Source organism: Streptomyces gossypii, from assembly GCF_025165795.1.
Taxonomy (GTDB): Bacteria; Actinomycetota; Actinomycetes; order Streptomycetales; family Streptomycetaceae; genus Streptomyces; species Streptomyces gossypii.
Map to the genome: position 1 here is coordinate 1 of NZ_JAJAGO010000018.1, position 25,351 is coordinate 25,351.

General features: G+C 71.9%; 23 protein-coding genes and 1 pseudogene. 8 read left to right on the forward strand and 16 right to left on the reverse strand.

What is annotated here, in order from left to right:
* Positions 1-570: 570 nt before the first annotated feature.
* A complete protein-coding gene (locus LHJ74_RS29855; RefSeq protein WP_260221362.1) occupies positions 571-1,722 on the reverse strand; it encodes a glycerate kinase in 1,152 nt (383 codons plus the stop codon).
* A gap of 125 nt (positions 1,723-1,847) precedes the next feature.
* On the opposite strand from LHJ74_RS29855, the gene LHJ74_RS29860 reads away from it, so the two are divergent.
* Both LHJ74_RS29860 and LHJ74_RS29865 read left to right on the forward strand, forming a co-directional pair.
* Positions 1,848-2,075 (forward strand): helix-turn-helix domain-containing protein, encoded by a 228-nt coding sequence (locus LHJ74_RS29860; RefSeq protein ID WP_260221363.1) that lies wholly within the window; start codon positions 1,848-1,850, stop codon positions 2,073-2,075.
* A gap of 5 nt (positions 2,076-2,080) precedes the next feature.
* Positions 2,081-2,692, forward strand: a complete 612-nt coding sequence (locus LHJ74_RS29865) for a Clp protease N-terminal domain-containing protein (protein WP_260221364.1) — start codon at positions 2,081-2,083, stop codon at positions 2,690-2,692.
* A 358-nt stretch (positions 2,693-3,050) separates the two neighbouring features.
* Here the strand turns inward: LHJ74_RS29865 and LHJ74_RS29870 are convergent, their stop codons facing one another.
* Genes LHJ74_RS29870 through LHJ74_RS29880 form a run of 3 tightly spaced genes read right to left on the reverse strand, consistent with a single transcriptional unit; the run spans position 3,051 to position 5,731 of the window.
* Positions 3,051-4,478, reverse strand: coding sequence for a phytoene desaturase family protein (locus LHJ74_RS29870; RefSeq protein WP_260221365.1), 1,428 nt, complete (start codon positions 4,476-4,478; stop codon positions 3,051-3,053).
* A gap of 25 nt (positions 4,479-4,503) precedes the next feature.
* Entirely contained in the window at positions 4,504-5,322 is an 819-nt protein-coding gene (locus LHJ74_RS29875; protein WP_260221366.1) for an inositol monophosphatase family protein, read from the reverse strand.
* A 37-nt stretch (positions 5,323-5,359) separates the two neighbouring features.
* Positions 5,360-5,731, reverse strand: coding sequence for a hypothetical protein (locus LHJ74_RS29880; protein ID WP_260221367.1), 372 nt, complete (start codon positions 5,729-5,731; stop codon positions 5,360-5,362).
* Between the two features lie 156 nt (positions 5,732-5,887).
* On the opposite strand from LHJ74_RS29880, the gene LHJ74_RS29885 reads away from it, so the two are divergent.
* Positions 5,888-6,748, forward strand: coding sequence for a helix-turn-helix domain-containing protein (locus tag LHJ74_RS29885; RefSeq protein ID WP_260221368.1), 861 nt, complete (start codon positions 5,888-5,890; stop codon positions 6,746-6,748).
* Positions 6,745-6,951 carry a DUF397 domain-containing protein gene (locus LHJ74_RS29890; protein WP_260221369.1) on the forward strand — a complete coding sequence of 69 codons (207 nt, stop codon included), beginning with the start codon at positions 6,745-6,747 and terminating at the stop codon, positions 6,949-6,951. The genes LHJ74_RS29885 and LHJ74_RS29890 overlap by 4 nt, the downstream gene beginning before the upstream one ends.
* Positions 6,952-7,294: 343 nt before the next feature.
* On the opposite strand, the gene LHJ74_RS29895 is transcribed toward LHJ74_RS29890, so the two are convergent.
* Positions 7,295-9,136 carry a gamma-glutamyltransferase family protein gene (locus LHJ74_RS29895; RefSeq protein ID WP_260221370.1) on the reverse strand — a complete coding sequence of 614 codons (1,842 nt, stop codon included), beginning with the start codon at positions 9,134-9,136 and terminating at the stop codon, positions 7,295-7,297.
* 51 nt (positions 9,137-9,187) lie between these two features.
* A complete protein-coding gene (locus tag LHJ74_RS29900; RefSeq protein WP_260221371.1) occupies positions 9,188-9,799 on the reverse strand; it encodes a DUF6817 domain-containing protein in 612 nt (203 codons plus the stop codon).
* Positions 9,800-9,979: 180 nt separating this feature from the next.
* Between LHJ74_RS29900 and LHJ74_RS29905 the strand changes: the two genes are divergently transcribed.
* Entirely contained in the window at positions 9,980-10,885 is a 906-nt protein-coding gene (locus LHJ74_RS29905; protein ID WP_260221372.1) for a LysR family transcriptional regulator, read from the forward strand.
* Between the two features lie 88 nt (positions 10,886-10,973).
* On the opposite strand, the pseudogene LHJ74_RS29910 reads toward LHJ74_RS29905, so the two are convergent.
* Positions 10,974-11,075: pseudogene (locus LHJ74_RS29910) on the reverse strand (peptidase E); the annotation flags it as partial.
* A gap of 64 nt (positions 11,076-11,139) precedes the next feature.
* Between LHJ74_RS29910 and lplAB the strand changes: the two are divergent.
* Positions 11,140-12,192, forward strand: a complete 1,053-nt coding sequence (gene lplAB / locus LHJ74_RS29915; protein WP_260221373.1) for a lipoate-protein ligase LplAB — start codon at positions 11,140-11,142, stop codon at positions 12,190-12,192.
* On the opposite strand, the gene LHJ74_RS29920 is transcribed toward lplAB, so the two are convergent.
* The 6 genes from LHJ74_RS29920 to ggt all read right to left on the reverse strand — a co-directional run bounded on the left by LHJ74_RS29920 (position 12,158) and on the right by ggt (position 20,402).
* Complete coding sequence (locus LHJ74_RS29920) at positions 12,158-13,762, reverse strand: NCS1 family nucleobase:cation symporter-1 (protein ID WP_260221374.1); 1,605 nt, start codon at positions 13,760-13,762, stop codon at positions 12,158-12,160. The two genes, lplAB and LHJ74_RS29920, sit on opposite strands and share 35 nt — an antisense overlap.
* A 58-nt stretch (positions 13,763-13,820) precedes the next feature.
* On the reverse strand, positions 13,821-14,834 hold the full coding sequence (locus tag LHJ74_RS29925; RefSeq protein WP_260221487.1) for a TIGR03842 family LLM class F420-dependent oxidoreductase: 1,014 nt from the start codon (positions 14,832-14,834) through the stop codon (positions 13,821-13,823).
* Between the two features lie 11 nt (positions 14,835-14,845).
* The gene (hydA, locus tag LHJ74_RS29930) at positions 14,846-16,264 is read right to left on the reverse strand and encodes a dihydropyrimidinase (RefSeq protein WP_260221375.1); all 1,419 of its coding nucleotides are present in this window, start codon (positions 16,262-16,264) and stop codon (positions 14,846-14,848) included.
* Entirely contained in the window at positions 16,261-17,574 is a 1,314-nt protein-coding gene (locus LHJ74_RS29935) for an aspartate aminotransferase family protein (RefSeq protein ID WP_260221376.1), read from the reverse strand. The genes hydA and LHJ74_RS29935 overlap by 4 nt, the downstream gene beginning before the upstream one ends.
* Positions 17,571-18,413: a nitrilase-related carbon-nitrogen hydrolase gene (locus LHJ74_RS29940; RefSeq protein ID WP_260221377.1), complete on the reverse strand. Its 843-nt coding sequence runs from the start codon at positions 18,411-18,413 to the stop codon at positions 17,571-17,573. Before LHJ74_RS29940 ends, LHJ74_RS29935 begins: the two co-directional genes overlap by 4 nt.
* A 132-nt stretch (positions 18,414-18,545) precedes the next feature.
* Positions 18,546-20,402, reverse strand: coding sequence for a gamma-glutamyltransferase (ggt, locus tag LHJ74_RS29945; protein ID WP_260221378.1), 1,857 nt, complete (start codon positions 20,400-20,402; stop codon positions 18,546-18,548).
* Between the two features lie 129 nt (positions 20,403-20,531).
* Here ggt and LHJ74_RS29950 point away from each other — a divergent pair, with 129 nt between their 5' ends.
* The gene (locus tag LHJ74_RS29950; protein WP_260221379.1) at positions 20,532-21,296 is read left to right on the forward strand and encodes a hypothetical protein; all 765 of its coding nucleotides are present in this window, start codon (positions 20,532-20,534) and stop codon (positions 21,294-21,296) included.
* Between the two features lie 54 nt (positions 21,297-21,350).
* On the opposite strand, the gene LHJ74_RS29955 is transcribed toward LHJ74_RS29950, so the two are convergent.
* Entirely contained in the window at positions 21,351-21,791 is a 441-nt protein-coding gene (locus LHJ74_RS29955) for a DUF6278 family protein (RefSeq protein WP_260221380.1), read from the reverse strand.
* Between the two features lie 203 nt (positions 21,792-21,994).
* On the opposite strand from LHJ74_RS29955, the gene LHJ74_RS29960 reads away from it, so the two are divergent.
* Positions 21,995-23,839, forward strand: coding sequence for an SGNH/GDSL hydrolase family protein (locus LHJ74_RS29960; protein ID WP_375546866.1), 1,845 nt, complete (start codon positions 21,995-21,997; stop codon positions 23,837-23,839).
* 61 nt (positions 23,840-23,900) lie between these two features.
* On the opposite strand, the gene LHJ74_RS29965 is transcribed toward LHJ74_RS29960, so the two are convergent.
* Positions 23,901-24,680: an exodeoxyribonuclease III gene (locus LHJ74_RS29965; RefSeq protein ID WP_260221381.1), complete on the reverse strand. Its 780-nt coding sequence runs from the start codon at positions 24,678-24,680 to the stop codon at positions 23,901-23,903.
* Between the two features lie 9 nt (positions 24,681-24,689).
* Positions 24,690-25,346, reverse strand: a complete 657-nt coding sequence (locus tag LHJ74_RS29970) for an MBL fold metallo-hydrolase (RefSeq protein ID WP_260221383.1) — start codon at positions 25,344-25,346, stop codon at positions 24,690-24,692.
* Between the last annotated feature and the right edge of the window lie 5 nt (positions 25,347-25,351).

Below are 25,351 nucleotides of genomic sequence, written 5' to 3' on the forward strand. Positions count from 1 at the left end.
GGGCCCCGCCGGGAGGCTTCCGTCCGGGCCCGCGCGCATGCCGCCCGGCACCTCCGGCGCGGCGCGAGCCCGGCCGCGCCAGGGGCGTGGCCCCTCCGCCGGACAGGCCCCGGGGCGGCCCCGCAGGGGCGGGCGGGGCCCAGCTCCGTGCGGCTCCTGCCTGACCCCTGGCGGGACGCTCTCCCGCCGACCGGCCTCGCAGCCGCGCCGGGCGGCACCCTGACCTGGCATGGCTGCACGGGCGGCGGCCCGCACGGGCACAGCGCCGCCGACCCGGGGAGGGCCCTGCGGACGGGCACGCCGCCAGCCCCGCCCCAAGGCGACGCCGCTGCCGCCCCGGGGCAGCAGGAGGCAGCCACGCAGAGCAGGCGACCCGGAGCAGGAGGCAGCGGGCAGGGCGGGCGGGCCCGGAGCGCATGCGTGCAGTGGGGCGTTCCGAGTTCCGGTCGCGTACGGGGCCGACCTTCGTTGGCCGCGGCGCGGGCGGGTGCTGCACGCCATCCCGGAGCCTGCGGGGGCGGGCCGGCAGGCCGCGCCCTCCGCGCGCCGGGGGGCCGGGAGCCGGTGAGGTCAGGGCTGGGTGGGCGGGATGTGCTCGGTGGCGAGGCGCTCCGCGACGCCTTCGAGGAGGGAGCCCGCGTTGACCATGCACTTCACGCGGTCGGGCTCGATCTCCACCAGCGCATACGCCGCCTCGATGCCCGCGCCGGAAAGCGCGGCCTCGTCGATGGCCAGCTGCCCGCAGACCGCGAGCACCGGCTTCCCGGCCTGGCGGGCGGCCGCCGCCACCCCGGCGGGGGCCTTGCCGTGCAGCGTCTGCGCGTCCAGTGAGCCCTCGCCCGTGATGACCAGGTCCGCGCGCTCCAGGGCCGCGGCGAAGCCCAGCACCTCGAGCAGCACCTCGATGCCCGGACGGAACCGCGCGCCGAGTGCCACCAGCGCACCGTAGCCGATGCCCCCGGCCGCGCCCGCGCCGGGCGCCTCCGCCGCGTCCGACGCCGCCGTGCCGACCGTCTCGGCGAGCACCTGCGCGAGACGGGTGAGTCCGGCGTCCAGGACCGCCACGTCCTCCTCGGTCGCCCCCTTCTGCGGGCCGTAGACCGCGGGTGCGCCCTTCGGGCCGGTGAGTGGGTTGTCGACGTCGCTGGCGAGGATGATCTCGACGTCCTCGAGGCGCGGGTCGAGCCCCGACAGGTCGGCGCTCTCCAGCTCCCGCAGCGGGCCGCCGCCGTGAGCCACCGGGTCGCCGTCCTCGTCGAGGAACCGCGCGCCGAGTGCCTGGAGCATGCCGACGCCGCCGTCGGTCGTCGCGGAGCCTCCGACGCCGAAGACCACGGTGCGCGCGCCCGCCTCGATCGCCGCGAGCAGCACTTCGCCGCTGCCGTACGTGGTGGCGGTGAGCGGCGCGAAGACGCCCTCCGGCATCAGCTGGAGGCCGGACGCCTCGGCCATCTCGACGACGGCGGTGCCGTCGCGCAGCGCGTACGCCGCCGTCACCGGGGCGCCGAGCGGGCCGGTCACCTGCGCCTCGTGGCGCGCGAAGCCGGCCGCCACCGCGGCGGCGACGGTGCCGTCGCCTCCGTCGGCCACCGGCAGGGTCTCGATGTGCAGGTCGGGGCGTGCGCGGCGCAGACCGGCGGTGACGTGCTCCGCGACCTGCACCGCTGTCAGCGATCCCTTGAACTTGTCCGCGGCGATCAGCACGCGCGCCGGATGAGCCATTTGTGTCGTCCCTTGCAGTCGAACAAGCAGTCGCGCCGCCCAGACCCTATCCGGCAGCGGCGGGCCGCGACCAGAGGCGTCAACAACAGTTGACACGCCTCGGCTTGTCATCCTAGGTTGACGCCATGACCGGACAGACCGACGCACGGGACGCACTCGACGCCGCCCAGGCAGCAGCAGACCGGGATCCGCAGGTGGGTCTGCGCTCGGTCGCCGCGCTGCGGCGGCTGGTCGAACGGCTGGAGGCCCTGCAGGTCGCCAGCGCACGGAGACAGGGCTGGTCCTGGGAGGAGATCGGCGCGGCTCTCGGGGTCAGCAGGCAGGCCGTACACAAGAAGCACTCCAGGAGGTAGCGGGGATGTTCGAGCGATTCACCAAACCGGCGCGTTCCGTTGTCGTCGGCGCACAGGAGGAGGCACGCGGACTCCGGCACGACCGCATCGGCACCGAGCATCTGCTCCTGTCGGTGCTCCGGCACCCCGAGGAGCCGGGGGCCGCGACGCTGGAACGGCTGGGGGTGACGGCGGAGACCTGCCGGGCGGCGGTCGCCGCGCTGGTCACCAGAGACACCGACGCGCTGGGGCCGGAGGACGCCGAGGCGCTCAAGGCACTCGGGATCGACCTCGAAGAGGTCCGGCGCCGAACGGAGGAGTCCTTCGGACCCGGCGCGCTGGACGGGCCCGCCGCCGCACCGCGGGACAAGCCGCGACGGCTGCTGCCGCTGGGCCGCCGTCGCGAGGAGGGCATCGAGACGGGGCACATGCCGTTCGAGTCCCGGGCCAAGAAGGCCCTGGAGCTGTCGCTGCGCGAGGCGCTCGCGCTCAAGGACCGTGCGATCGGAGTCGAGCACGTGGTGCTGGGGCTGCTGCGCTCCAACGACCGGATCACGCTCGCGCTCTTCGAGCGGCTCGGGATCGACCCGTCCCCGGTCCGCGATCTGGTTCTCGCGGACCGCAGAGCGGCGGCGTAGGGCCCTGTCCGGCGGATCTTCCCCGGCCCGCGAGGCCGCGGTGACGCGAGCCGCCGACGCGGCGGGCGCACGCTCGCCGCGTCGGCGGAATCGCCCGAGCAGCCCACTGCGAGGGCGGGCACCGCCTCGCGACCGAACTGGGCCGCCGGCGTGCTGGGACGAGATCCGGGACGGAGCGAGCCGAGCACACGCGGCGCACCCGGCTCCCCGAGCCCGAAGGCCCCGGAGGGTGCCCCTGCGGGCGACTCCGCAGAGATCCGCCGGACAGGCCCCGGGCGGGAGCCGTCGCGGGTCGACCCGGCGGGTTCATGCCGCGCCACGGCATCACCCGCTCCGGCTCTGCTCCCGGAGGGCCCCGTCAGCGGCCGAGGGAGAGCCTGCGCCAGACCGCGCGGGCCGCGTGGTGGCCGGACATGCCGTGCACACCGGGCCCCGGCGGAGTCGCGGAGGAGCACAGGAAGACCGCCGGATGCGCGGTGGCGTACGGGACGCGGGCCAGCTTGGGGCGCAGCATCAGCTGGAGCCCCGAGGCGGCGCCGCAGGCGATGTCCCCGCCCACGTAGTTCGCGTTGCGCTGCGCCAGCTCGGGCGGCCCTGCGGTGGCCCTGGCCAGGACGAGGTCGCGGAACCCCGGTGCGAAGCGCTCGATCTGCCGCTCGACGAGCTCCGTCGCGTCCCCCTGCCAGCCGTTCGGCACATGCCCGTACGCCCAGAAGGTGTGCTTGCCCTCGGGCGCACGCCCGGGGTCGACGATCGAGGGCTGGACGGTGATGAGGAAGGGCCGGTCCGGGTCGCGTCCGGCCACCGCGCGGCGCATCGCGTCGTCGATGATGCCGACCGTCGGGGCGATGTGGACGGTTGTCGCCCGCCGCGCCGGCTCGGCGGTCCACGGCACCGGCCCGTCCAGGGCGTAATCGATCTTGAAGAGGCTGGGGCCGTAGCGGAACCCGGCGTACGCGTGACCGAGCCCGGCGATACGGGCGAGCGCGGTGGGCGAGGTGTCGAAGATGTACGCGCGGGCGGGCGGCAGTTCGTCCAGTCGCTTGACCTCGACACCGGTGTGCACGGTGCCGCCCAGCTCCCGCAGATATCCGGCCAGCGCGTCGGAGACCGACTGGGAGCCGCCGCGGGCCACCGGCCAGCCGCGGGCGTGCCCGGCCAGCGCGAAGACCAGGGCGATACCGGCGGTGGCGAAAGTGCTGGTGGGGGCGATGACATGGGCGGCGAGCCCGCCCAGCAGCGCACGCGCCTTCTCGTCCCGGAAGCGGCGGCTGACCCAGGAGGCGGGCTGAAGACCGGTCAGGCCGAAGCGGGCGAGCGAGACAAGGTCCTGCGGCAGCCGCCCGTTGAGCGCCGAGCCGAGGCCCAGGAAGTCCTCGGCCAGCTGGTCCCATCTGGCCAGATGGGGCTCGACCAGCCGCCGGTAGCTGCCCGCGTCACGCATGCCCAGCGAGGCGGCCGTCTCCGCGACGGAGCGGGCGAGGACCGCCGCGCTGCCGTCCGGGAAGGGATGCGCCATCGGGAGGCCGGAGTGCAGCCACTCCAGTCCGTGCCGCTCCAGGGGCATGGAGCGGAAGGCGGGTGAGGTGATGCCGAGCGGGTGTGCGGCGGAGCAGGGATCGTGACGGAAACCCGGGAGCGTCAGCTCCTCCGTCCGGGCCCCTCCCCCGACGGTGTCGAGCGCCTCGAAGATCTCCACCGCGTAGCCGCGGCGGGCGAGTTCGACCGCTGCGGTCAGTCCGTTGGGACCGGCTCCCACCACCACCGCGTCCAGGATCGACGGCACTGTCGACTCTCCCCTCACCGCTCGCTCAGCTGGCCCGCTGAAGCACAGTCAGGATACGCCGCGCGGTTTCGCTGTCACGCGCCGCGGTGAACGGCAGCGCGTTCCCGCCCGCGAGCCGGAAGGGCTTGCCTTCGAGGGTGCCGCTCGTACCGCCCGCCTCGGAGACCAGCAGCAGTCCGGCTGCGTGGTCCCAGGCGAGCTCCCAGGAGAAGGCGACGGCGTCCAGCTCCCCGCGTGCGACGTTGAGGTACTCCAGCCCGGCCGAGCCGCACGGGCGCGGTGCGATGCCGTCGGACCACAGCCCGAGCAGCGCGCGCTTCTGCGCGTCAGTGGTGAAGTCGGGGTGCGAGGTGGCCACGACGAGGTCCTCGGCCGGCTCCGGCGACCCGGCACGCAGTGCCTCGCCGTTGAGCAGCGCGCCACCGCGCAGGCGGGCGATGGCCATCAGGTCCAGCACCGGGGCGTAGGTCCAGGAGGCCAGCACCTCGCCGTGGTGCGCGAGGGCGACCAGCGTGCAGAAGCCGTCCTCACCGCGTACGAACTGGCGGGTGCCGTCCACCGGGTCCACTATCCACACCGGGTCAGGGCCGCGCAGCGCGCCGTACGAGCCCGGGTCGGCGTGCACGGCCTCCTCGCCCACGACCACCGAGCCGGGCAGCAGCGCGGTCAGCGAGCGCGTCAGATGTTCCTCTGCCAGCTGGTCGGCGACGGTCACTACGTCGTGCGGTCCGCTCTTCTGGACCACTTCGTGGGACGCCAGCTGCCGCCAGCGGGGCATGACCTCCTGGGCCACTGCCTTGCGTACGGCTTCCTCGGCGCCGTTGACCAGCGCATCATCGATCATACGTCCATGGAAGCACGGCTTCCGGGCGTCGGCCGCGTCACCCGTCCGCGTCACGCTGGAGTGAGGCGGCAGCGGGAGGGGACAGCCACACCAGCCGCGCCGTGATCCCCTCCCGCCGGGCGAACCACCGCAGCGCGCTTTCGGCTGAGCCGACACTCATCCGGGCGCCGCCGTCCACGCTGACCACCTGCGCACGCCCGTCCTCGTACGCCATGCCCCAGGCCGCGACCCGCCCGTCGGCCTCATCGGTGCCGGGCGCATGCACCTGCGCCACGGCGAACAGCCGAGGCGCGATATCCAGCGCGAGCGCGCACAGCTCCTCCGCGAAGGCGGAAGGAAGGGCGGTGAGGCCGTCACAGTCGTCGCCGTCGGGCGCGGAGCCGGGATTCTGCGGGGATACGGTGGCCATGGAAGTCTCCTGTCGCCGGGTGAGGTGGGGCCAGGTGGAGTGGCACGGCTCACAATGTAGAGTGCGTGATGGTAGAAATACCAGCGACTCGATGAGAATACTCCCAATAACCCTCGTGTGGGTGACATCTACGTAGCGCAACAGACAGGGTCAGAGATGCCGCCAACCACCATCCCGACGCTGAGGCAGCAGCGACTCGGCACCGAGCTGCGCAAGCTACGACAGCGCGCCGGGCTGTCCTCGACCGAGGCGGCCTCCCGCCTCGGCGTCAATCAGGCACGCATGAGCATGATCGAGGCGGGCAAATACGCCGTCGGTGCGGACCGCGTCCGGGCCATGGCGGGTATCTACACCTGCCCGGACCAGGAGTTCGTCGAGGCGCTGGCAGCCATGACCGGAGGACGCGCGCGTGGCTGGTGGGACGAGTACCGGGAGCACCTCCCTGCCACACTCACGGATCTGGCCGAACTGGAGCATCACGCTCGGGAGCTGCGGGCCGTCCTGACCATCCATATCCCCGCGCTGCTCCAGACAACGGATCACGCCCGCGCCCTGTTCGGTCAGGTCGTTCCCCAACTCCGGGCGCACGCGGTCGAGCACCGGCTCTCACACCGGATCAAGAGGCAGGCAGTCCTCTTCGGTGAACACGCCCGGCCGTACTCGGCGATCATTCACGAGGCGGCGCTGCGGATGCGGTTCGGCGGCCGTGACACGGCCCGCGCGCAGCTCGGCCATCTCATCGAGATGAGCGAGCTGGGGAACGTCTCGGTGCGGGTTATCCCCTTCGAACAGGGCGACTTCCCGGGCAACGGCCAGCCGTTCGACTACGTGTGCGGTGACGTACCGCAGCTGGATACCGTGCAGCTCGACGTCCACCACGGTTGCGAGTTCCTGGATGCCGAGGCGCAGTTGCAGAAGTACCGGACCGTACTCGACCGCATGGAGCGCAGCGCCCTCACGGAATCCGCGTCACGCGACTTCATCCACCACATCGCTCGGGGTATCCAGGACACATGAACACACTCGCCCACGCCTGGCAGAAGTCCTCGTACAGCGGAGACTCGTCGAACTGCGTATTCGTCGCCGCGCGCGACAGGCACACTCTCATGCTCCGCGAAAGCGACGAGCCCGACACCATACTCGCGACCACCCGCCCCGCCCTGGCCGCGCTCCTGACGTCCGTCAAGGCGGGCCGCCTCGGCGGCCTTCCGTCGCGCTGAAGCGCCTTCGTGGCGGATTGCTGCCACCTCATGGCCGTAATCCGCCACGTCCCGCCACGCCCCAGAGCGTCAGAAGCAGTGGTACGACTACTGCATGGCCTCTACCTACCGCACAAAAGACGGTCACACCGTCCGTTTCGGAAGCACGGTGTGGGCGATAAACGGGCAAGGTCCGTTCACTCTCACGAAACCCGATTCCGCTCCGTCCGGGTGGGTCTGCATGGTGAGCGCTGACGGCGCGGACATGCGCCTCCACGCCCCGGAGGACGTCGGGATCTACTACAACCTGGTCCGGCGGGTCGAAGTCTGAACACGACCATGCGAAGCGAGCCGTGCGTGCCGTTCAGCGACCCACCGCGTAGCCCTGGGCGCCGCGGGGGTTGGCGGCGGCGCTGAGGATGCCGGTCTCCGGGTCGCGGGCGACCGCGCAGAGGCGGCCCTCCGACCAGGGCGGGCCGACCGTGACCCGGTGGCCGCGGCGGCGGAGGCCGTCGATGACCTCCTCCCCGATGCGGGATTCCACCGTGACGCTGCCGGGTCGCATCGCCCGCGGATAGAAGGAGCCGGGGAAGCTCTCGGTGTGCCAGTTCGGGGCGTCGATGGCGCCCTGGAGGTCCGGGCCGCCGCGCACCGGGGGCCTGCTGGCGACGGCGAGCAGGAAGTGCAGCTGCCACTGTTCCTGCTGGTCCCCGCCGGGGGTGCCGAAGGCCAGCACCGGCACGCCGTCGCGCAGCGCCAGCGAGGGCGTGAGGGTGGTGCGGGGGCGGCGGCCGGGAGTGAGGGAATTGGGCAGGCCGGGCTCCAGCCAGGCCATCTGCAGCCGGGTGCCCAGCGGGAAGCCCAACTCCGGGACGACGGGGCTGGACTGGAGCCAGCCGCCGCTGGGCGTGGCGCTGACCATGTTCCCCCAGCGGTCGACCACGTCGAGGTGGCAGGTGTCGCCACGGGTCGATCCGTCCGAGGAGACGGTCGGTTCACCCACGGTCGGTTCGCCGGTGCCCGCGCCGACGGGCCGGTGCGCGTCGGCGGCGGCCTCCCCGGCCGAGCCCGCCGCGGCGGCCGTGTGCGCGTGCCGGGCCAGCTGTGGCGTACGGCCGCCGGGGCTGCCGGGCCGCAGTTGGTACGAGGCGCCCTCGCCGATGAGTGAGCGGCGTGCGTGGCTGTAGGTGCCGGACAGGAGCGCGTCCACCGGTACGGCCGCCGCGCCCGCCGCGTCGCCGTACCACGCCTCGCGGTCGGCCATGGCGAGCTTGGTGCCCTCCACCAGCCGGTGCACGCGCTCGGTGTCGTCCCATGCGGTCCAGTCCGCGGGCAGCAGGGCGAGCTGCTGGAGCAGGCTGGGCCCCTGGGACCACGGGCCCGCCTTGCAGATCCGCCAGCCGTTCCATGTGTAGCCGACGGGCTCCTCGTAGGTGGCCTCCCAGCGTGCGAGGTCGTCGCCGGTGAGGGTGGAGCGGTGGCGTTCGCCGCTGGTGTCCATGGCGGGGGTGCCCGCGGTCCGCAGCAGCGCCTCGGCGATGAAGCCCTGCCGCCAGGTGTGCCGCGCCGCCTCGATCTGCGTCTCGCGGCCCGGTCCGGCCGCCTCGGCCTCCGCGATCAGCCGCCGCCAGGTCCCGGCCAGTGCCGGGTTCCTCAGCAGCGCTCCGGGGCGCGGTGCGCGTCCGCCGGGCAGATAGACCTCGGCGGAGGCGGTCCATTCGGTTTCGAAGAGTTCCCGTACGGACTCGACGGTCTCCCCCACCCGTTCCACGGCCGGGTGGCCGCCCTCGGCGTAGCCGATCGCGTAGGTCAGCACCTGCGCCAGCGTCCTGGTGCCGTAGTCGCGCAGCAGCAGCATCCAGGCGTCGAAGGCGCCGGGCACGGCCGCCGCCAACGGGCCGGTGCCCGGCACCAGTTCCAGCCCGAGCCCGGTGTAGTGGGCGAGGGTGGCACCGGCCGGGGCGGTGCCCTGGCCACAGAGCACCCGCACGGGGCGGCCGTCGCCGGGGGCGATCAGGACGGGCACCTCGCCCGCCGGGCCGTTGAGGTGGGGCTCGACGACCTGGAGGACGAAACCGGCCGCCACCGCCGCGTCGTACGCGTTGCCGCCGTCCTCCAGCACCGCCATCGCGGTCTGCGAGGCCAGCCAGTGGGTGGTGGAGGCCATGCCGAAGGTGCCCTGGAGGGTGGGCCGGGTCGTCACCATGCGCCTGAGGGTATGCCCGGACCCGGTTTGTCGCTGATTTCTTGGCGTGTCTCAGTTCCTCAACTCCCGTTGATCGCAGCCAGAACTGGCGTGTTGGTTCGTCGGCTGGGAGGCAGGAGTAGCAAGCGCCGTGCGGCACTCGAGCCAGGCGTGAGCACTCAGCGAATCCTGGAGTCCGGTGAACAGGGCGAGCAGCTGGGGCCCCCACTTGTCACGGAAGGCGGAATCGGCGATGGCGAGATCGAGTTCGTTGGCCGCCGACAGTTCGGTGAAGTCCCGGCGCAACTGTGGCCCTGGCATGTGGGAGCGGCCGGTGAACCTGTCGTGGAAGGGAGCATCGGCCTTGTTGAGAGCCGGGTACGTTGCCTTCCGGTCGCATGAGGCGTACAGGTACACGATGGCCTCGGCCTCGGCGCCGATCACCGCTGCAAGGTCATTGCGACGGTCCAGTGGCAGCAGTGCTGTGGGGAAGCCGTCCGTGCCGTAGAACGCGTGACACAGGCCGGCGAGTTGGAGGGCCGGGCGGGCCTTCCACGTCGTGAGCCGCGCCTGTACGCGCTCGAGGTGGGTAAGGAGAGTGCCGCCGGGGTGGGCGATGCTTTCTGCACCGAACTCACGCAGCAGGATGACAGCCCGTTCAGTCGTGGCAGGGAGAGCAGGCACAGTGTCCGTGTCCCGTCGGTAGTGGGTTGGTCGGCACCCGTACAGCGCTTTTAACGGTCCGGATCCGTACGAGGGCGCTGTACGGGTTGCCGCCTGGGCCCTGCGACGATCTTCTGACACCTCGGTACCCCAGTCAATCCTGGGGATTACTCCATTCACCCCAGGTATAGCTTGGGTATTATGACTCTGGATGACCTGCGCGTGTTCGTCGCCGTGTGCCGGGCGGGAAGCCTCAGCGCCGTGGCCCGTGACTTGTCCTGTACCCAGTCCGCGGTGAGCCAGCACGTCAAGCGTCTGGAGCGGGAAACGGGCATGAGCCTGTTGGAACGCCAGCCGCGCGGGGTTGTTCCCACAACGGCGGGGCGCATCCTGTGCGATGCCGCCGCCGACGGGATCGCCGGGCTCGATCTTGCGCTGCGCCGTCTGGGAGACCTCGTGAACGGCGAAAGCGGTTTCGTGCGGATCACGACCGGCGGAACGACCGTCCGGCACTTCATGGCCGAAGCGATCGTCTCCTTCCGCCGGCGCTACCCGAAGGTGAGCCTGGAGTTCCAGACCGAGACCTCCAGCCGCGGATGCTTCGACGCTCTCCTGGCCGGCAACCTCGACCTTGCCTGGATCACCGTCGGCGGCCCAGTGCGCGGCATCGAGCAGCGCCCCGTCGCCGATCTGCCCTGGGTGCTCGCCATGCGGTCCGACGATCCGCTCGCGGCCCGGACGCGCATCGACGCCCCCGACCTCACGGGCATCCGCCTCATCCGGCTGCCGCCGAACTCCACCTCCGGCGCCCATTTGGACATCGTCTTCGCCGAACTGGGGATCCGGACCGGCTCGGACACCAGCGTCGCCGACTGGGACACAGCCCTGCTCCTTGCCGAACTCGGCCTGGGCCACGCTGTCGTGCCCGCAGTACCGGGTCTCCCGACACCTGGTGACGGCAGCCCCCTGCGCCTCATCCCCATTCCGGCGCTGCCGCCGCTGTCGGTCGGCTGGGCCGTACGCCGCTGGGACGCCCTCTCCCCGCTCGCTCGGAGCTTCGCCGACGCGGTCGCTGCGAGTTGCCCAAAGACGCACATCACGGGGTGAGCACTATCCGCAGGAGCGGTACGGGCTGACAGCCGCGCCGGGTAGCCGCATGTAGATCAGGGCCGCTTTCAACAAGCTGGACTTGACAAACGCCATTGCCATAGGACGGGAAAGCAAGAGCGTTCGTGATCGGGCGCAGCTCTGGCCCGAACGAGTCGGTCGCGCCCCCCTGGAACCAGCAGATGGACCCGCACTGACCCCACTGAGTCGGTTGGGGGGGGGCGGGAAGAAGCCGCCGAGTTACCGTGGTCCCCATGCACGGTGAATACAAAGTCCCCGGTGGGAAGCTCGTCGTGGTGGACTGCGAGGTCCAGGACGGCGTGCTGCGGAACGTACAGGTCGCCGGTGACTTCTTCCTGGAGCCGGACGAGGCGCTCGCGCTGATCGACCAGGGGCTGGAGGGCGCGCCCGCCGAGGCGGACGCAGGGCAGCTGGCCGCCCGTATCCGCGCGACGCTGCCGGAGGGCACCGTGATGTTCGGCTTCTCGGCCGACGCGGTGGGCATCGCCGTGCGCCGGGCCCTCGCCGAGGCGACCGACTGGACGGACTACGACTGGCAGCTGATCCACGAGGGGCCGCAGTCGCCCGCCCTGCACATGGCGCTCGACCAGGTGCTGACCGAGCAGGTCGCAGCCGGGCTGCGGCCACCGGTGCTGCGGGTCTGGGAGTGGGCCTCCCCCGCCGTGATCATCGGCAGCTTCCAGTCGCTGCGCAACGAGGTGGACCCGGAGGGCGCCGAGCGGCACGGCATCGAGGTGGTGCGCCGGATCAGCGGCGGCGGCGCGATGTTCGTCGAGCCGGGGAACACGATCACCTACTCCCTGTGTGTGCCCGATTCGCTCGTCCACGGGCTGTCCTTCGCCGACAGCTACGCCTATCTGGACGACTGGGTGCTGGGCGCGCTCGCCGACATGGGCGTCCAGGCCTGGTACCAGCCGCTCAACGACATCGCCTCACCCGGGGGCAAGATCGCGGGCGCCGCACAGAAGCGCCTTGCCGGGTCCGGCGCCGTGCTGCACCACGTGACGATGGCGTACGACATCGACGCCGACAAGATGGTCGAGGTGCTGCGCATCGGCAAGGAGAAGCTCTCCGACAAGGGGACGGCCAGCGCCCGCAAGCGGGTCGATCCGCTGCGCCGCCAGACCGGGCTGGCACGCACCGAGGTCATCGACCGCATGATCGCCTCCTTCCGCAACCGCTACGGCCTCACCCTGGACGGCCTCACAGAGCAGGAGATGCGGCGGGCGCGTGAGCTGGCCGCGACGAAGTTCAGCTCACCGGAGTGGACGGCCCGGGTGCCTTGAGCGCGCCGTCGCGAGGCGGAAGCCGGGGACCGGGCGGGGGCGGGCTGACCCGCATCAGCAGCACGTAGAGCAGCAGGGAGCTTGCCATTCCGACGGCCCAGCTGTAGTCGGCGAGCGGCTGGAGGAAGGGGATCAGGCCGTCGGCGGGGAAGGGGCCCTGGCCCGGTTTCGAGTACGAGCCTCCCACCGCGAGGACGCCGCCCACGCCGAATGCGGCCAGGGCGCGCCAGTTCCAGCCGGAGTCGTACCAGTAGAGGCCGCCCCGGCGGTACAGGTCGGCCAGGTCCAGGTGGGTGCGGCGCACCAGCCAGTAGTCGGCTATCAGGATTCCGGCGACGGTGCCCAGCAGCCCGCCGACGGTGCCGAGCCAGGTGAAGATGTAGACGCTCGGGTTCTCGATCAGCTTCCAGGGGAAGATGAGCACGCCGATGGTGCAGGCCAGCAGGGCACCGGTGCGGAAACTGATGAGCCGGGGCGCGAGGTTGGACAGGTCGTATGCCGGGCTTACCAGGTTGGCGGCGATGTTGGTGGAGAGCGTCGCCATCAGGACCACCAGAAGTGCGAAGAGGACGCCGACCGTGCTGTCCATGCGGGCGGCGAGTTCGCTGGGGTCCCACACGGGCTCGCCGTAGACGGCCTGGGAGCCGGAGGTGACCAGCACGGACAGCAGGGCGAACGCGGCCATGGTGGTGGGCAGCCCGAGCGTCTGGCCCCGGACCTGGGCGCGCTGGCCGGCACCGAAGCGGGTGAAGTCGGGGATGTTCAGGGCGAGGGTGGACCAGAAGCCGATCATGCCCATCAGGGCCGGGAAGAAGACCGGCCAGAAGTCGGCACCCCAGCCCAGCTGGGACGGCTGGTCCAGCAGCGGGCCGAAGCCGCCCGCCTTGTCGGCGATCCAGACGAGCAGGGCGAGGGCGCCCGCGAGCATCAGCGGGGCGGCCCAGTTCTCCAGGCGCCGGACGGCGTCCATACCGCGCAGGATGACGGCGATCTCGATGAGGAAGAAGGCCAGGAAGGACAGCCACTGGGTCACCGGGTAGCCCATGAATCCGGCCGGGTCCACCCACCAGTCCGCGCCGTCCAGGACCTTCCCGAGGAGGAAGTAGATCGACTGCCCGCCGATCCAGGTCTGGATGCCGAACCACGCGCAGGCGACCAGTCCCCGCAGCAGGGCGGGCAGATTGGCACCGACGACGCCGAAGGAGGCACGGGCCAGGACCGGGAAGGGTATGCCGTACTTCGGCCCGGCGTGCCCGGTGAGCAGCATCGGGAAGAGCACGATCACATTGGCCAGGGCGATGGTGAGGACCGCCTGTTTCCAGTCCATGCCGAGCGCGACCAGCCCGGAGGCCAGGGTCCAGGAGGGGATGTTCACGGCCATGCCGACCCACAGCGCGGCGAAGTTGTAGGTGGTCCAGCGGCGTTCGGCCAGTGGTACGGGGTGGAGGTCGGCGTTGTCGTAGCGGCTGTCGGCGGGTATCGCGCCGTCGGGCAGCTCGACCCGGCCGTCCGGGCGGGTGGCCTGCTGGAAGCTGCCGGAGCCCGGGGAGCCGGGTGCGGTGTCGGTCATCGGGCACCTCAGAGTCTGTCGGGTGACCCCCGGGTTCGGGTGGGCGGCGCAGTCGGGCTCAGCGTTGGAGGGCGGGGATGATGTCCGATCCGTAGGCGTCGATCGTGTGTTCCTTCGCGTCGTGCATGGCGTAGAGCGCGAACTGGTCGACGCCCAGCGCCCGCAGGGCCCGCAGCTTCTCGATGTGGGCCTCGGCGGGCCCCAGCAGGCAGAAGCGGTCCACGATCTCGTCGGGTACGAAGGCGGTGTCCGGGTTGCCCGCACGCCCGTGGTGGGCGTAGTCGTAGCCCTGCCGGGCGGCGATGTAGGAGGTGAGGGCGGCCGGTACGAGTGCGGTGTCGGTGCCGTAGCGGGAGACCAGGTCGGCGACGTGGTTGCCGACCATCCCGCCGAACCACCGGCACTGCTCGCGGGCGTGCGCGAGCCCCTCCGGAGTGTCCTCGCTGATGTACGCCGGTGCCGCCACGCAGACGGTGATCTCGCCGGGGTCGCGGCCCGCCTGGGCGGCGGCCATCCGGACGGCCTTGACCATCCACTCGGTCAGATACGGGTCGGCGAGCTGGAGGATGAAGCCGTCCGCCTCCCGCCCGGCCATGGCCAGCGCCTTGGGGCCGTACGCCGCCATCCAGACGGGCAGCTTGCCGTCCCGGACCCAGGGGAGGCGCAGCGGGGTGCCGTCCACCACCGCCTCCCGGCCCTCGGCCAGATCGCGGATGACGGACATGGCCTCGCTCAGCCGGGCCAGCGTGTTGGGTTTGCGCCCGGCGACGCGCATGGCGGAGTCGCCGCGCCCGATGCCGCACACGGTGCGGTTGCCGTACATCTCGTTGAGGGTGGCGAAGGTGGAGGCGGTGACCTCCCAGGTGCGGGTGCCCGGGTTGGTGACCATGGGACCGACGATGAGCCGCTGGGTATGGGCCAGGATGCGGCTGTGGATGACGTAGGGCTCCTGCCAGAGCACCGACGAGTCGAACGTCCAGCCGTAGCGGAAGCCGTTGCGTTCGGCGCGGCGCATCAAGCCGACGGTGGCGGCGCCGGGCGGGTCGGTCTGCAGGACGAGGCCGAAGTCCAGGATGCCCTGGGTCATGGTCTGCCGCTCCCGTGGTCGAGGTACTGGCAGAGGCCGCGCGGGATGTACTGCCCGTGGCCGGCGCGGCCGGTGTAGGTGTGCCGGTCGATGACCTTCTCGCCGCGCGAGAGCACGGTCTCCACCCGGCCGGTCATCCGCTTGCCCTCGTAGACGGAGTAGTCGACGTTCATGTGGTGGGTCTCGGCCGAGAGGGTGTGTCCGGCGGCCGGATCGTAGATCACCACGTCGGCGTCCGATCCGGGAGCGATCGTGCCCTTCTTCGGGTAGAGGCCGAACATCCGCGCGGGTGCGGCGGCGGCGAGTTCGATCCAGCGGCGGCGGCCGATGTGCCCTTCCACCACCGCCTCGTGGAGCAGGTCCATGCGGTGCTCGATGCCGGGCAGACCGTTCGGGATCTTGGAGAAGTCGCCGCGCCCCAGTTCCTTCTGGCCGGTGAAGCAGAACGGGCAGTGGTCGGTGGAGACGACCTGGAGGTCGTTCGTACGCAGCCCGCGCCACAGGGCCGCCTGGTGCTCGCGCGGCCTCAGCGGCGTGGAGCACACGTACTTGGCGCCCTCGAAGTCCGGCTCGGCGAGATTGTCCGTCGACAGGAAGAGGTACTGGGGGCACGTCTCGCCGAAGACCGGCAGGCCCTTGTCGCGGGCGGCGGCCAGCTCGGCCACGGCCTCCTCCGCGGAGACGTGGACGACGTACAGGGGCGATCCGGCGACCCTGGCGAGCTGGATGGCCCGGTGGGTGGCCTCGGCCTCCAGCAGCACCTTGCGGACTTCGCCGTGGTAGCGCGGGTCGGTGCGCCCGGCGGCGAGGGCCTGCTCGACCAGGACGTCGATGGCGATGCCGTTCTCGGCGTGGATCATGGTCAGCGCGCCGTTGGCGGCGGTGCGCTGCATGGCGCGCAGGATCTGCCCGTCGTCGCTGTAGACGACGCCGGGGTAGGCCATGAACAGCTTGAAGGAGGTGATGCCCTCCTCGACCAGCAGGTCCATCTCCTTGAGGGTGCCTTCGTTGACGTCCGAGAGGATCATGTGGAAGGCGTAGTCGACGGCGCACTGGGCGTCGGCCTTCGCGTGCCACCGGTCCAAACCCTCGCGCAGGGCGTGCCCGCGGGCCTGCACGGCGAAGTCGACGATCGTCGTGGTGCCGCCCCAGGCCGCCGCGCGGGTGCCGGTCTCGAAGGTGTCGGAGGAGAAGGTGCCGCCGAAGGGGAAGTCCAGGTGGGTGTGCGCGTCGACGCCGCCCGGGATCACGTACTTCCCGGTGGCGTCGAGGGTGCGCTCGACGGTCCAGCCGTCCGCGTACGCGCTGCCGTGGGTGGCGAGCGCCGCGATGCGGCCGTTCTCGATGAGGACGTCGGCGTGCAGTTCGTCGGCGGCGGTGATCACGAGGCCGCCCCGGATCGCTGTACGGCTCACTGGCGGGCCCTCCCTCCGAGTTCGGCCTCGGCGCTGTGCAGGGCGGCCGCCAGGATGCCGGCGCCTTCCTCCGCCTCGGCGACGGTCAGTGTCATCGGCGGCGCGATACGCAGGACGCTGCCCAGCCTGCTGCCTCCCTTGCCCAGCAGCAGTCCGCCCTCGCGGGCGGCCTCCAGTACCAGCGAGGCGGCCTCACCGCATGGTTCGTCGGTGCCGGGGCGGACCAGTTCGATGCCGATCATCAGGCCCCGGCCGCGCACCTCCCGTACGACCTCCAGGCCCGCGCCGGCCCCGCGCAGCCGCTCCAGCAGCAGGCCGCCCACCCGGCGGGCGTTGCCGGGGAGGTCGTGCTCCAGCAGATAGGCGAGGTTGGCGTTGCCCGCGGCCATGGTGACGGGGCTGCCGCCGAAGGTGGAGATGGAGCCGGCGTCCAGGCAGTTCATGACCTCGGCGCGGGCGACGACACCGCCGATGGACATGCCGTTGCCGAGGCCCTTGGCGAAGGTCAGCACGTCCGGCGGCCCGGCACGGTCGTGCGCCTGCCAGCCCCAGAAGTTGTCGCCGGTGCGGCCCCAGCCGGTCTGCACCTCGTCGGAGATCCACAGGATGCCGTGTTCCCGGAGCACCTCGCGGAAGTCGGCGTACAGGCCGTCGGGCGGGGCGGTGAAGCCGCCGACGCCCTGCACCGGTTCGGCGATCAGCGCCGCCACCCCGCCGCGGGTCTGGCCGAGCATGTCCTCCAGGTCGGCGACGCAGGCGGCCCGGAACTCCGCGTCGTCCAGGTGTGCGTACGGCCCGCGGGTGCGGATTCCGCCGTGCACGTAGAGGGTCTGGAGCGGGGAGAGGCTGGTCGGCGACCACTCGCGGTTGCCGGTGATGCCGACGGCCGAGAAGGAGCGGCCGTGGTAGCTGTTGCGCATCGCCAGGATCTGGTTCGAGCGGCGGTAGGCCGTGGCCAGCAGCAGCGCGGTGTCGTTCGCCTCGGTGCCGGAGGCGGTGAAGAAGACGCGGGCGTCGGGGATGCCGGAGAGCGCGGCGATGCGTTCGGCCAGTTCCACCATCGGCCGGTCGAGATAGAGGGTGGAGGTGTGCAGGATGCGCCCGGCCTGCTCGGCGACCGCCTTGGTGACCTCCGGCAGGGCGTGTGCCGTCATGGTGGTGAGGATGCCGCCGAAGAAGTCGAGATAGCGGCGGCCTTCGGCGTCCCAGACGTGCCGCCCCTCGCCGTGTGTGATCTCCAGCGGGCGCTGGTAGTAGAGCGCGAGCCAGTCGGGGAGGACGGCGCGGTGCCGGTCGTGGAGCGCGCTCACGGCTGCACCAGCCCGCCGTACGCGTCGGGGCGCCGGTCGCGGTAGAACGCCCACTGCTGCCGCACCTGGTCGATCAGCGACAGGTCGAGGTCGCGTACGACCAGCTCCTCCTCCTTGTCGCTTGCCGTCTCGCCGACGAACTGGCCGCGCGGGTCGACGAAGTAGCTGGTGCCGTAGAAGTCGTTGTCGCCCAGCTCCTCGGTGCCGACACGGTTGATGGCGGCGATGAAGTACTCGTTGGCGACGGCGGCGGCGGGCTGCTCCAGCTGCCACAGGTACGCGGAGAGGCCGCGCGAGGTGGCCGAGGGGTTGTAGACGAGCTGGGCGCCGGCCAGGCCCAGCTCCCGCCAGCCCTCCGGGAAGTGCCGGTCGTAGCAGATGTAGACGCCGACCCGGCCGACCGCCGTGTCGAAGACCGGCCAGCCCAGATTCCCCGGTTTGAAGTAGTACTTCTCCCAGAAGCCCTTCACCTGCGGGATGTGGTGCTTGCGGTAGGTGCCCAGCACCGTGCCGTCGGCGTCGATGACGGCGGCGGTGTTGTAGTAGAAGCCGGACTGCTCGACCTCGAAGACCGGCACGACCATGACCATGCCGGTCTCCCGTGCCAGTGCGCTCATCCGCCGCACGGTCGGCCCGTCGGGCACCGGCTCCGCCCACTTGTAGTGCTCCGGATCCTGCACCTGGCAGAAGTAGGGGGCGTTGAAGACCTCCTGGAAGCCGATGACCCGGGCGCCCTGACGGGCCGCTTCCCGGGCGTGTTCCTCATGTTTGGCGATCATCGACTCGGTGTCGCCGGTCCAGGTGGCCTGCACGAGTGCGGCGCGCACAACATCGGGCATGGACAGCTCCTTTGTACGGCGTCAGGCGGGTATGACCCGCGTAGATCCGCGTAAGGATGCGACCGTAGAGGCCGGTATGGACGCTGGCAAGGGCATCGGCGCCGGGTCACCTGATCGATTCAGCCACGAGTGTCAGTACGGACTGCCCGGGCGTGCGGTGGGGTAGGCAGTGGGGTGGACCACGCGAGCGGAGCCGCCGCCGAGCCGCTCCTCCTCCGCCCCCGCGAGCCAGCGCCCGTCCGGCAGCCGCTGCACGCCCGTGGCGGCGCCGATCCTCGAGCTGAGGGTGAACCGGTGCCCCAGCGCCTCCAGCCGGGCCCGGACCGGGCTGTCCCACAGGCCCGGCTCCAGCTGTGTCCGTTCCGTGTTGCGCTGGCTGGCGCGGGGCGCGGCGATGGCCGCGTCCAGCCGCATGCCCCGGTCGAGGTGGTTGACGAGTGTCTGGAGCACCGTGGTGATGATGGTGGAACCGCCCGGGGAGCCGAGTGCCAGCACCGCCTCGCCGTCCTCCAGCACGATCGTCGGGGACATGGAGGAGCGCGGGCGCTTGCCCGGACCGGGCAGGTTCGGGTCGGGGACGCCGGGGTCGGCGGGGGCGAAGGAGAAGTCCGTCAGCTCGTTGTTCAGCAGGAAGCCCCGATCGGGCACGGTGATGCCGCTGCCGCCGGTCTGCTCGATGGTGAGGGTGTAGGCGACGACGTCGCCCCACTTGTCGGCGACCGTCAGATGGGTGGTGCTCTCCCCCTCGTACGTCAGCGGTGCCGCCTCGCCCTTTCCGCCGCACGACTGCGGGTCGCCCGGGTCACGCGGGTCGCCGGGCGCGAGCGGGCTGGTGAGCGCCTTGTCGTCACTTATCAGGCACCCCCGCGCGTCCGCGAAGCGCTGGGAGAGCAGCCCCCGGGTGGGTACGTCCTCGTGCGCCGGGTCGCCGAGCCAGCGGCCCCGGTCGGCGAAGGCGATGCGGCTCGCCTCGATGTAGCGGTGCAGGGAGTCCGTCCGCTCGGCGGCGCCCATGTCGTAGCGCTCCAGGATGTTGAGAGCCTCGCCGACCGTCGTGCCACCGGACGAGGAGGGCGCCATGCCGTAGACGTCCAGGCCCCGGTAGTCGATCCGGGTGGGAGCCTGGAACTTCGTGTCGTAGGCACGCAGGTCCGCGGCGCGCAGGTCACCGGGCCGCACCTCCCGGTCGGCGTCCGGGTCCACCGGCGGCTTGCGCACCGTACGGACCACGTCGCGCGCCAGCACGCCCCGGTAGAACGCGTCGCCGCCCTGCCGTCCGAGCATCCGGTACGTACGGGCCAGATCGGGGTTGCGCAGGGTGGAGCCGACCTCGGGCAGTTCGCCGTCGGGGAGGAAGAGTTCGGCGGAGGCGGGGAAGTCGCGGAAGCGGTCCTCGTTCTGGGCCGTCTGCCCGCGGAAGTTCTCGTCGACGGTGAAGCCCCGGCGTGCCAGGCGCTCCGCCGGGCGCAGCGCCTGGCGCAGGGAGACGGTGCCCCAGGCGTCGAGCGCCGCCTCCCAGGTGGCGGGCGTCCCCGGGGTGCCGACGCTGAGGCCGCTGGTGACCGCGTCGTCGAAGGGCAGCGGTGCGCCGTCCTCCAGGAAGAGGTCCTCGTCCGCACTCAGCGGCGCGCGCTCGCGGCCGTCGATCGTAGTGACCTTGCCGCTGCCCGCGTCGTAGTGGACGAAGTAGCCGCCGCCCCCCAGTCCCGCGGAGTAGGGCTCGGTGACTCCGAGGGCGGCGGCGGTGGCGACGGCCGCGTCCACCGCGTTGCCGCCCCGGCGCAGGACGTCGATGCCGACGGCGGATGCCTCCGGGTCCACGCTGGAGACGGCGCCGCCGTCACCGATGGCGACCGGCGACCTGGACGGCGGAGAGGGCGGGGACGGCGTGTGCGGCGACTCCGCGGGGGAGCCCGTCGCGGCGGTGAGCGCGGCGACGGCCGCGACGGCCGTCAGCAGGGACACGGCACGGGGGGAACGGCTGCGCATACAACCTCCATGTGTTCGACCTGACGCGCAGGGTAGCCCTTCCGAACGCGTAGGCCGAGGGCTCACACCAGTCGTCGGCTCCGCACACCCTCGAACACGCGTCCCGTCCGACCGGTACGCTGCCGCCCCATGACAGACAACCTTCGTGAGATCGTGCTCGGCGTGCTCGTGGCCGGGGTCGCGGCCTCCCTTGGCTGGCTCACCCGTTCGTACGTGTGGCGCCGCAGACTCCGGCGCAAGCAACGCTTCTTCGGCCTGCCCCCGAGCTCCGAGTGCGTGCTCGTCGTCAACCGCGACGCCGGGGCGAGTGACTGGGCCGTCGCCCGGCACGACGTTTTCGCGATGCTGGAGCTGTCGCCCCTCATCAAGGACTGCGACGCGCACCTGGATGTCATATCCCACGACACCGCGCCCCAGGGCTTCGGGGAGCGCACCGAGTTCTGCGTCGGCGGCCCCGTCGCACACCGCCGGATCGCCGCGCACATGCAGTCGCTGCTGCCCGGCGTCTCGGTGAACGCCGACATGGAGCCCAGCCCGGACCGCGGCGCCTTCAGCATCGGCAACGAGCGCTACCGGCTGGAGAACGGCACCACCGAGCATGTGCTCCTCGCCCGCCTGACCGCCGGCCAGTCGCAGAACACCCGCCCCGTCTTCCTCTTCTGCGGCCAGCGCTCGATCACCGCGCAGGCCGCTGCGCGCTATCTCGCCCGCCACCACGTCCGGCTGGGCCGTAAGTACGGGCTCAGCGGCGACTTCTGCCTGCTGCTGCGCGTCGTCAACTCCCAGGCGTACGGCCCCGACGTGGTCGAACTGGTCGCCGACGTCACCCGCGTCGCCACCACTCCCCCAGCGGCGGGCAGCTCGCGCAAGGGGAACCACCGCGCGAGCGGCTGACCCGGCGGCGGGCCACGGCTGAGCGGCCAGGATTCGGCGGTCAGGATTCGGCGGTCAGGATTCGGAGACCTCCGCGCAGATCTGCGACAGCTCGGGCGTGCCGGTGTCCGCCCAGGACTGCCCCTCCTCCAGCACGTCCACCGTCCGCCCCGACGGCAGCCGCACCACCGGCTGCCCGTCGGGCCGCAGCTCCCAGGCGGCGCCGCGTGTCGTACGGACGATGACGGTGCCCAGATAAAGGCCCGCGTCGGCGCCCAGCCAGGGAGAGACCTCGGGATCGTCGCGCCAGCGGGGCGGCAACTGGTCGAGCGCGGCCAACGACTCCGCCGTGTCGTTGAGTTCCACCCCCGACTGCTCCGCGTGGACACGCAGCAGTTCGCACTCGGACAGCAGTTGGGTCACGCCCTCCGGGTCGCCGGACAGTGCACCCGTGAGGGTGATTCCTCCGGACTCTCCGTGGCGCTTGCGCCAGTTGTCCAGGAAAGGGATGTTCATACGCTTCAGGGTGTCATCCGGACGGCCCCGAACACCACAGGCGCGCTGCGACCGGTGGCCGGGGCAGGCGTGATGTCGCCGACGCTGTGCCTTGACGCCATCCGCACGCTGCCCTAATTTTTCCTCGCACGTGTGGAATCGGCAAGGCACACCACCTGTTGGAGCTCCGGACGCCGGAGCTGGAGCCGTCGGAGGGGACACACGTGCGCAGAGGCCCGTGGAGCACCGCGATCACCGTCTGTCTGGCCGTCCTGACAGTCCCGACAGCCATGGCGGCGCCCGCCGTCGCCTCCACCGCGGTCTCCCCGCGAGCCGAGCCGTCCGGACCGCTGCCGCTGGAACGCCTCTTCGACAACCGGGCGATCAGCGACGACGCGCGGCCCGGACGGGCGGACTTCGACGGTGCGGGCAACTCGCTCTCCGCCCAGGACCTCAAGGCGGCGGGCTGGACCCCGGGGCAGGACCTCGACATCGACGCGGCGCGGCTGCGGTGGCCGGAGCGCCGCCCCGGCCAGCCGGACAACGTCCGCGCGGACGGGCAGCAGGTGAAGCTGCACGGCCGCGGCAACGCCGTCTCCTTCCTGGTCGCCGCCAGTTCGCCGGACGTGTCCGGCGCCGAGGTCACCGGCACCGGCACCATCCGGTACGAGGACGGCTCGGCCTCCTCGTACCGGCTTCGGGCCCCGGACTGGCGCGGCGGCCCGCTGAGCACCAAGGCGGTGGCCCTGCCGCACCTCAACAGCGCCGAGGGCGGGCAGCAGACCGAGAAGGCCAAGCTGTACGCCGTAACGGTGCCGGCGGACACCAGGCGGAAGGTCCGTTCGGTGACGCTCCCCGCCGATCCGGGGCCGCGGGCCGATCTGCACGTCTTCGCGGCCTCGGTGCGCGAGGACACCCGGGGCTGGACCGGCAGCTGGTCGACGAGCACTGCCGGGTATCCGAGTGTCGGCGCCTGGCAGGACCAGACGGTGCGGCTCGTGGTGCACACCTCGGCGGGCGGGCCGCGCGCCCGCATCCGGCTGGAGAACACCTTCGCCTCGGCACCGGTGACCATCGGCGCCGCCTCGATCGCCGTGCAGGCCGAGGGCGCGGCGGCACGGCGCGACCCGGTGCCGCTGCGGTTCGGAGGCCGCAGCGAGGTGACGATCCCGGCGGGCGCGCAGGCGTTCAGCGATCCGGTCGGCTTCGATGTGCCCGCGGACACGAACCTCCTGGTCAGCCTGCACCTCCCCGGCCCCGTCGCGGCGGCGCCCCTGCACAGCCAGGCGCTCCAGACCTCCTACCTCAGCGAGGGCGGCAGCGGCGACCGAACGGGAGAGCGGGACGGCGGGACGTTCACCGGATCGCTGAAGACATGGCCGTATCTCACCGGGATCGACGTGCAGGGCGGACCGGGATCGGTCGTCGCGCTGGGCGACTCCATCACGGACGGGGTGAAGTCGACGCCGGGCGCCAACCGGCGCTGGCCGGACGTACTGGCGCGGCGGCTGCGGGAGCAGTCCGCAGGCGGCGGAGAGGTGCCCGCCTACGGGGTGCTCAACCACGGGATCTCGGCGAACCGCGTCGTCACGGACCGCTATCCGGGCGACGGAATCAGCACCGACACCGGCGGCGTGAGCGCCCAGCACCGGCTGGAGCGCGACGTCCTGGCGCAGACCGGGGCGCAGACGGTTGTGCTCTTCGAAGGCGTGAACGACGTGCGCTGGGGGGCCACGGCGGAGGAGGTGATCCAGGGCATGCGGAACATCGCCGAGCGGGCACGGGAGCGCGGGCTGCGGGTCGTCGGCGCCACGGTCACCCCCTGCGGGGGCTACAAGGACTGCACCCAGGACGTCGACCGGCGGCGGCGGGCCGTCAACGACTTCGTGCGGGACAGCGGTGGCGCATTCGACGCCGTGCTCGACTTCGACCGGGTACTGCGGGATCCGGAGCGGCCGGAGCGGATGCTCCCGGTCTACGACAGCGGCGACCATCTGCACCCGGGGGACGCGGGGCTGAAGGCCCTGGGCGAGTCGGTCGAGCTGCGCGCACTCGTGCCGCGGCGCTAGCGCCGCGGCCGACCCCGCGAGACCCGCCCTCCGGGCGGCCGGCGCTACTTCTCAAACAAGCCTAGACGTCGAGGTCGACGATCACCGGAGCGTGGTCGGAGGCGCCCTTGCCCTTGCGCTCCTCGCGGTCCACGTAGGAGTCGCGCACGGCCGCGGTGAACGGCGCGTTCCCGTAGACGAGATCGATTCGCATGCCCTTGTTCTTCGGGAAGCCGAGCTCCCGGTAATCCCAGTAGGTGAACGGGCGGTCGTACTTCAGCGGACGCGGCACCACATCGGCGAGGCCCAGCTCCCGCAGGGCGGAGAGCGCCTCGCGCTCGGCGGCCGTGACATGGGTGGCGCCGTCGAACAGGGAGATGTCCCAGACGTCGTCGTCCGTCGGCGCGACGTTGTAGTCGCCGAGGACGGCGAAGGGCAGCGCGCCCGCCGCGCCGGGCTCCGCCGCCTTGCGCAGGGCCTCCAGCCACGCCAGCTTGTACGCGAAGTGCGGGTGGCCGACCTCGCGGCCGTTCGGTACGTACACCGACCAGACGCGGACGCCGCCGCACGTCGCCGCGACCGCGCGCGGCTCCTGGAGGCCGTCGAACGTAGGGCCGCCCGGCAGGCCCGTCACCACCTCGGAGAGGCCGACGCGGGAGAGCACCGCCACGCCGTTCCACCGCCCGGTGCCGTGCACCGCAGCCTCATATCCCAGCTCGCGGAGCGCCTCGGCGGGGAACGCCTCGGCGGAGCACTTCAGCTCCTGGAGGCAGACGACATCGGTGCCCGAGGACTCCAGCCAGGCCAGCAGTCGGGGCAACCGGGCGGTGATGGAGTTTATGTTCCACGTCGCGATACGCATGGGTAGAACCTACCGGCCGCCACTGACAGTGGTGTGCGTGCCGGGTGCCAGCCGGGTGTGCACGGTCTCCCCGAGGCCCGCGCCGTTCGGGCCCAGCATCCGCCCGTAGACCGGGTGGGCGAGGTCGGAGAGCAGTCCGTCGTGGATGTCGTACGCCTGCCGCGGTCGGACCTCGCGCAGGTAGTCGATGACCTCGGCCACCTTGCTCCAGGGGGCCTGCACCGGCACCATCAGGGTGTCCACGGGCCGCCCGGGCACGGTGAAGGCGTCGCCCGGGTGGAAGACGGTGTCCTCGACGAAGTATCCGACGTTGGTGGGGCGCGGGATGTCCGGGTGGATCAGGGCGTGCAGTTCGCCGTGCACCTCGACCTCGAAACCGGCGGCCTCGAAGGTGTCCCCGTTCCCGACGGTGTGCACCCGGCCGGGGAAAGCGGCGGAGATCTTCCCGGCGACACCGGCCAAGGTCCAGATCCGGGCGGCGGGATTCGCGTCCAGGGCTGCGCGCAGCCGCCCCTCGTCGAAGTGGTCGGCGTGCTCATGGGTGATCAGGATCGCCTCGGCACCCGCCGCGGCGTCCTCCTCGCTGAAGGCGCCCGGGTCGATGACCAGGGTCCGTCCGTCCTTCTCGAGGCGTACGCAGGCATGGCCCTTCTTCGTCAGCTCCATGCCGC

What these genes read in the sequence shown, in the direction of transcription:
- LHJ74_RS29970 (WP_260221383.1), bottom strand. Translation starts at nt 25,346, where the DNA reads ATGGAGCTGACGAAGAAGGGCCATGCCTGCGTACGCCTCGAGAAGGAC.
- LHJ74_RS29895 (WP_260221370.1), bottom strand. Translation starts at nt 9,136, where the DNA reads ATGGTGACGACCCGGCCCACCCTCCAGGGCACCTTCGGCATGGCCTCC.
- LHJ74_RS29860 (WP_260221363.1), top strand. Translation starts at nt 1,848, where the DNA reads ATGACCGGACAGACCGACGCACGGGACGCACTCGACGCCGCCCAGGCA.
- LHJ74_RS29890 (WP_260221369.1), top strand. Translation starts at nt 6,745, where the DNA reads ATGAACACACTCGCCCACGCCTGGCAGAAGTCCTCGTACAGCGGAGAC.
- LHJ74_RS29905 (WP_260221372.1), top strand. Translation starts at nt 9,980, where the DNA reads ATGACTCTGGATGACCTGCGCGTGTTCGTCGCCGTGTGCCGGGCGGGA.
- LHJ74_RS29880 (WP_260221367.1), bottom strand. Translation starts at nt 5,731, where the DNA reads ATGGCCACCGTATCCCCGCAGAATCCCGGCTCCGCGCCCGACGGCGAC.
- LHJ74_RS29965 (WP_260221381.1), bottom strand. Translation starts at nt 24,680, where the DNA reads ATGCGTATCGCGACGTGGAACATAAACTCCATCACCGCCCGGTTGCCC.
- LHJ74_RS29875 (WP_260221366.1), bottom strand. Translation starts at nt 5,322, where the DNA reads ATGATCGATGATGCGCTGGTCAACGGCGCCGAGGAAGCCGTACGCAAG.
- ggt (WP_260221378.1), bottom strand. Translation starts at nt 20,402, where the DNA reads ATGCGCAGCCGTTCCCCCCGTGCCGTGTCCCTGCTGACGGCCGTCGCG.
- LHJ74_RS29940 (WP_260221377.1), bottom strand. Translation starts at nt 18,413, where the DNA reads ATGCCCGATGTTGTGCGCGCCGCACTCGTGCAGGCCACCTGGACCGGC.
- lplAB (WP_260221373.1), top strand. Translation starts at nt 11,140, where the DNA reads ATGCACGGTGAATACAAAGTCCCCGGTGGGAAGCTCGTCGTGGTGGAC.
- LHJ74_RS29955 (WP_260221380.1), bottom strand. Translation starts at nt 21,791, where the DNA reads ATGAACATCCCTTTCCTGGACAACTGGCGCAAGCGCCACGGAGAGTCC.
- LHJ74_RS29920 (WP_260221374.1), bottom strand. Translation starts at nt 13,762, where the DNA reads ATGACCGACACCGCACCCGGCTCCCCGGGCTCCGGCAGCTTCCAGCAG.
- LHJ74_RS29885 (WP_260221368.1), top strand. Translation starts at nt 5,888, where the DNA reads ATGCCGCCAACCACCATCCCGACGCTGAGGCAGCAGCGACTCGGCACC.
- LHJ74_RS29950 (WP_260221379.1), top strand. Translation starts at nt 20,532, where the DNA reads ATGACAGACAACCTTCGTGAGATCGTGCTCGGCGTGCTCGTGGCCGGG.
- LHJ74_RS29865 (WP_260221364.1), top strand. Translation starts at nt 2,081, where the DNA reads ATGTTCGAGCGATTCACCAAACCGGCGCGTTCCGTTGTCGTCGGCGCA.
- LHJ74_RS29855 (WP_260221362.1), bottom strand. Translation starts at nt 1,722, where the DNA reads ATGGCTCATCCGGCGCGCGTGCTGATCGCCGCGGACAAGTTCAAGGGA.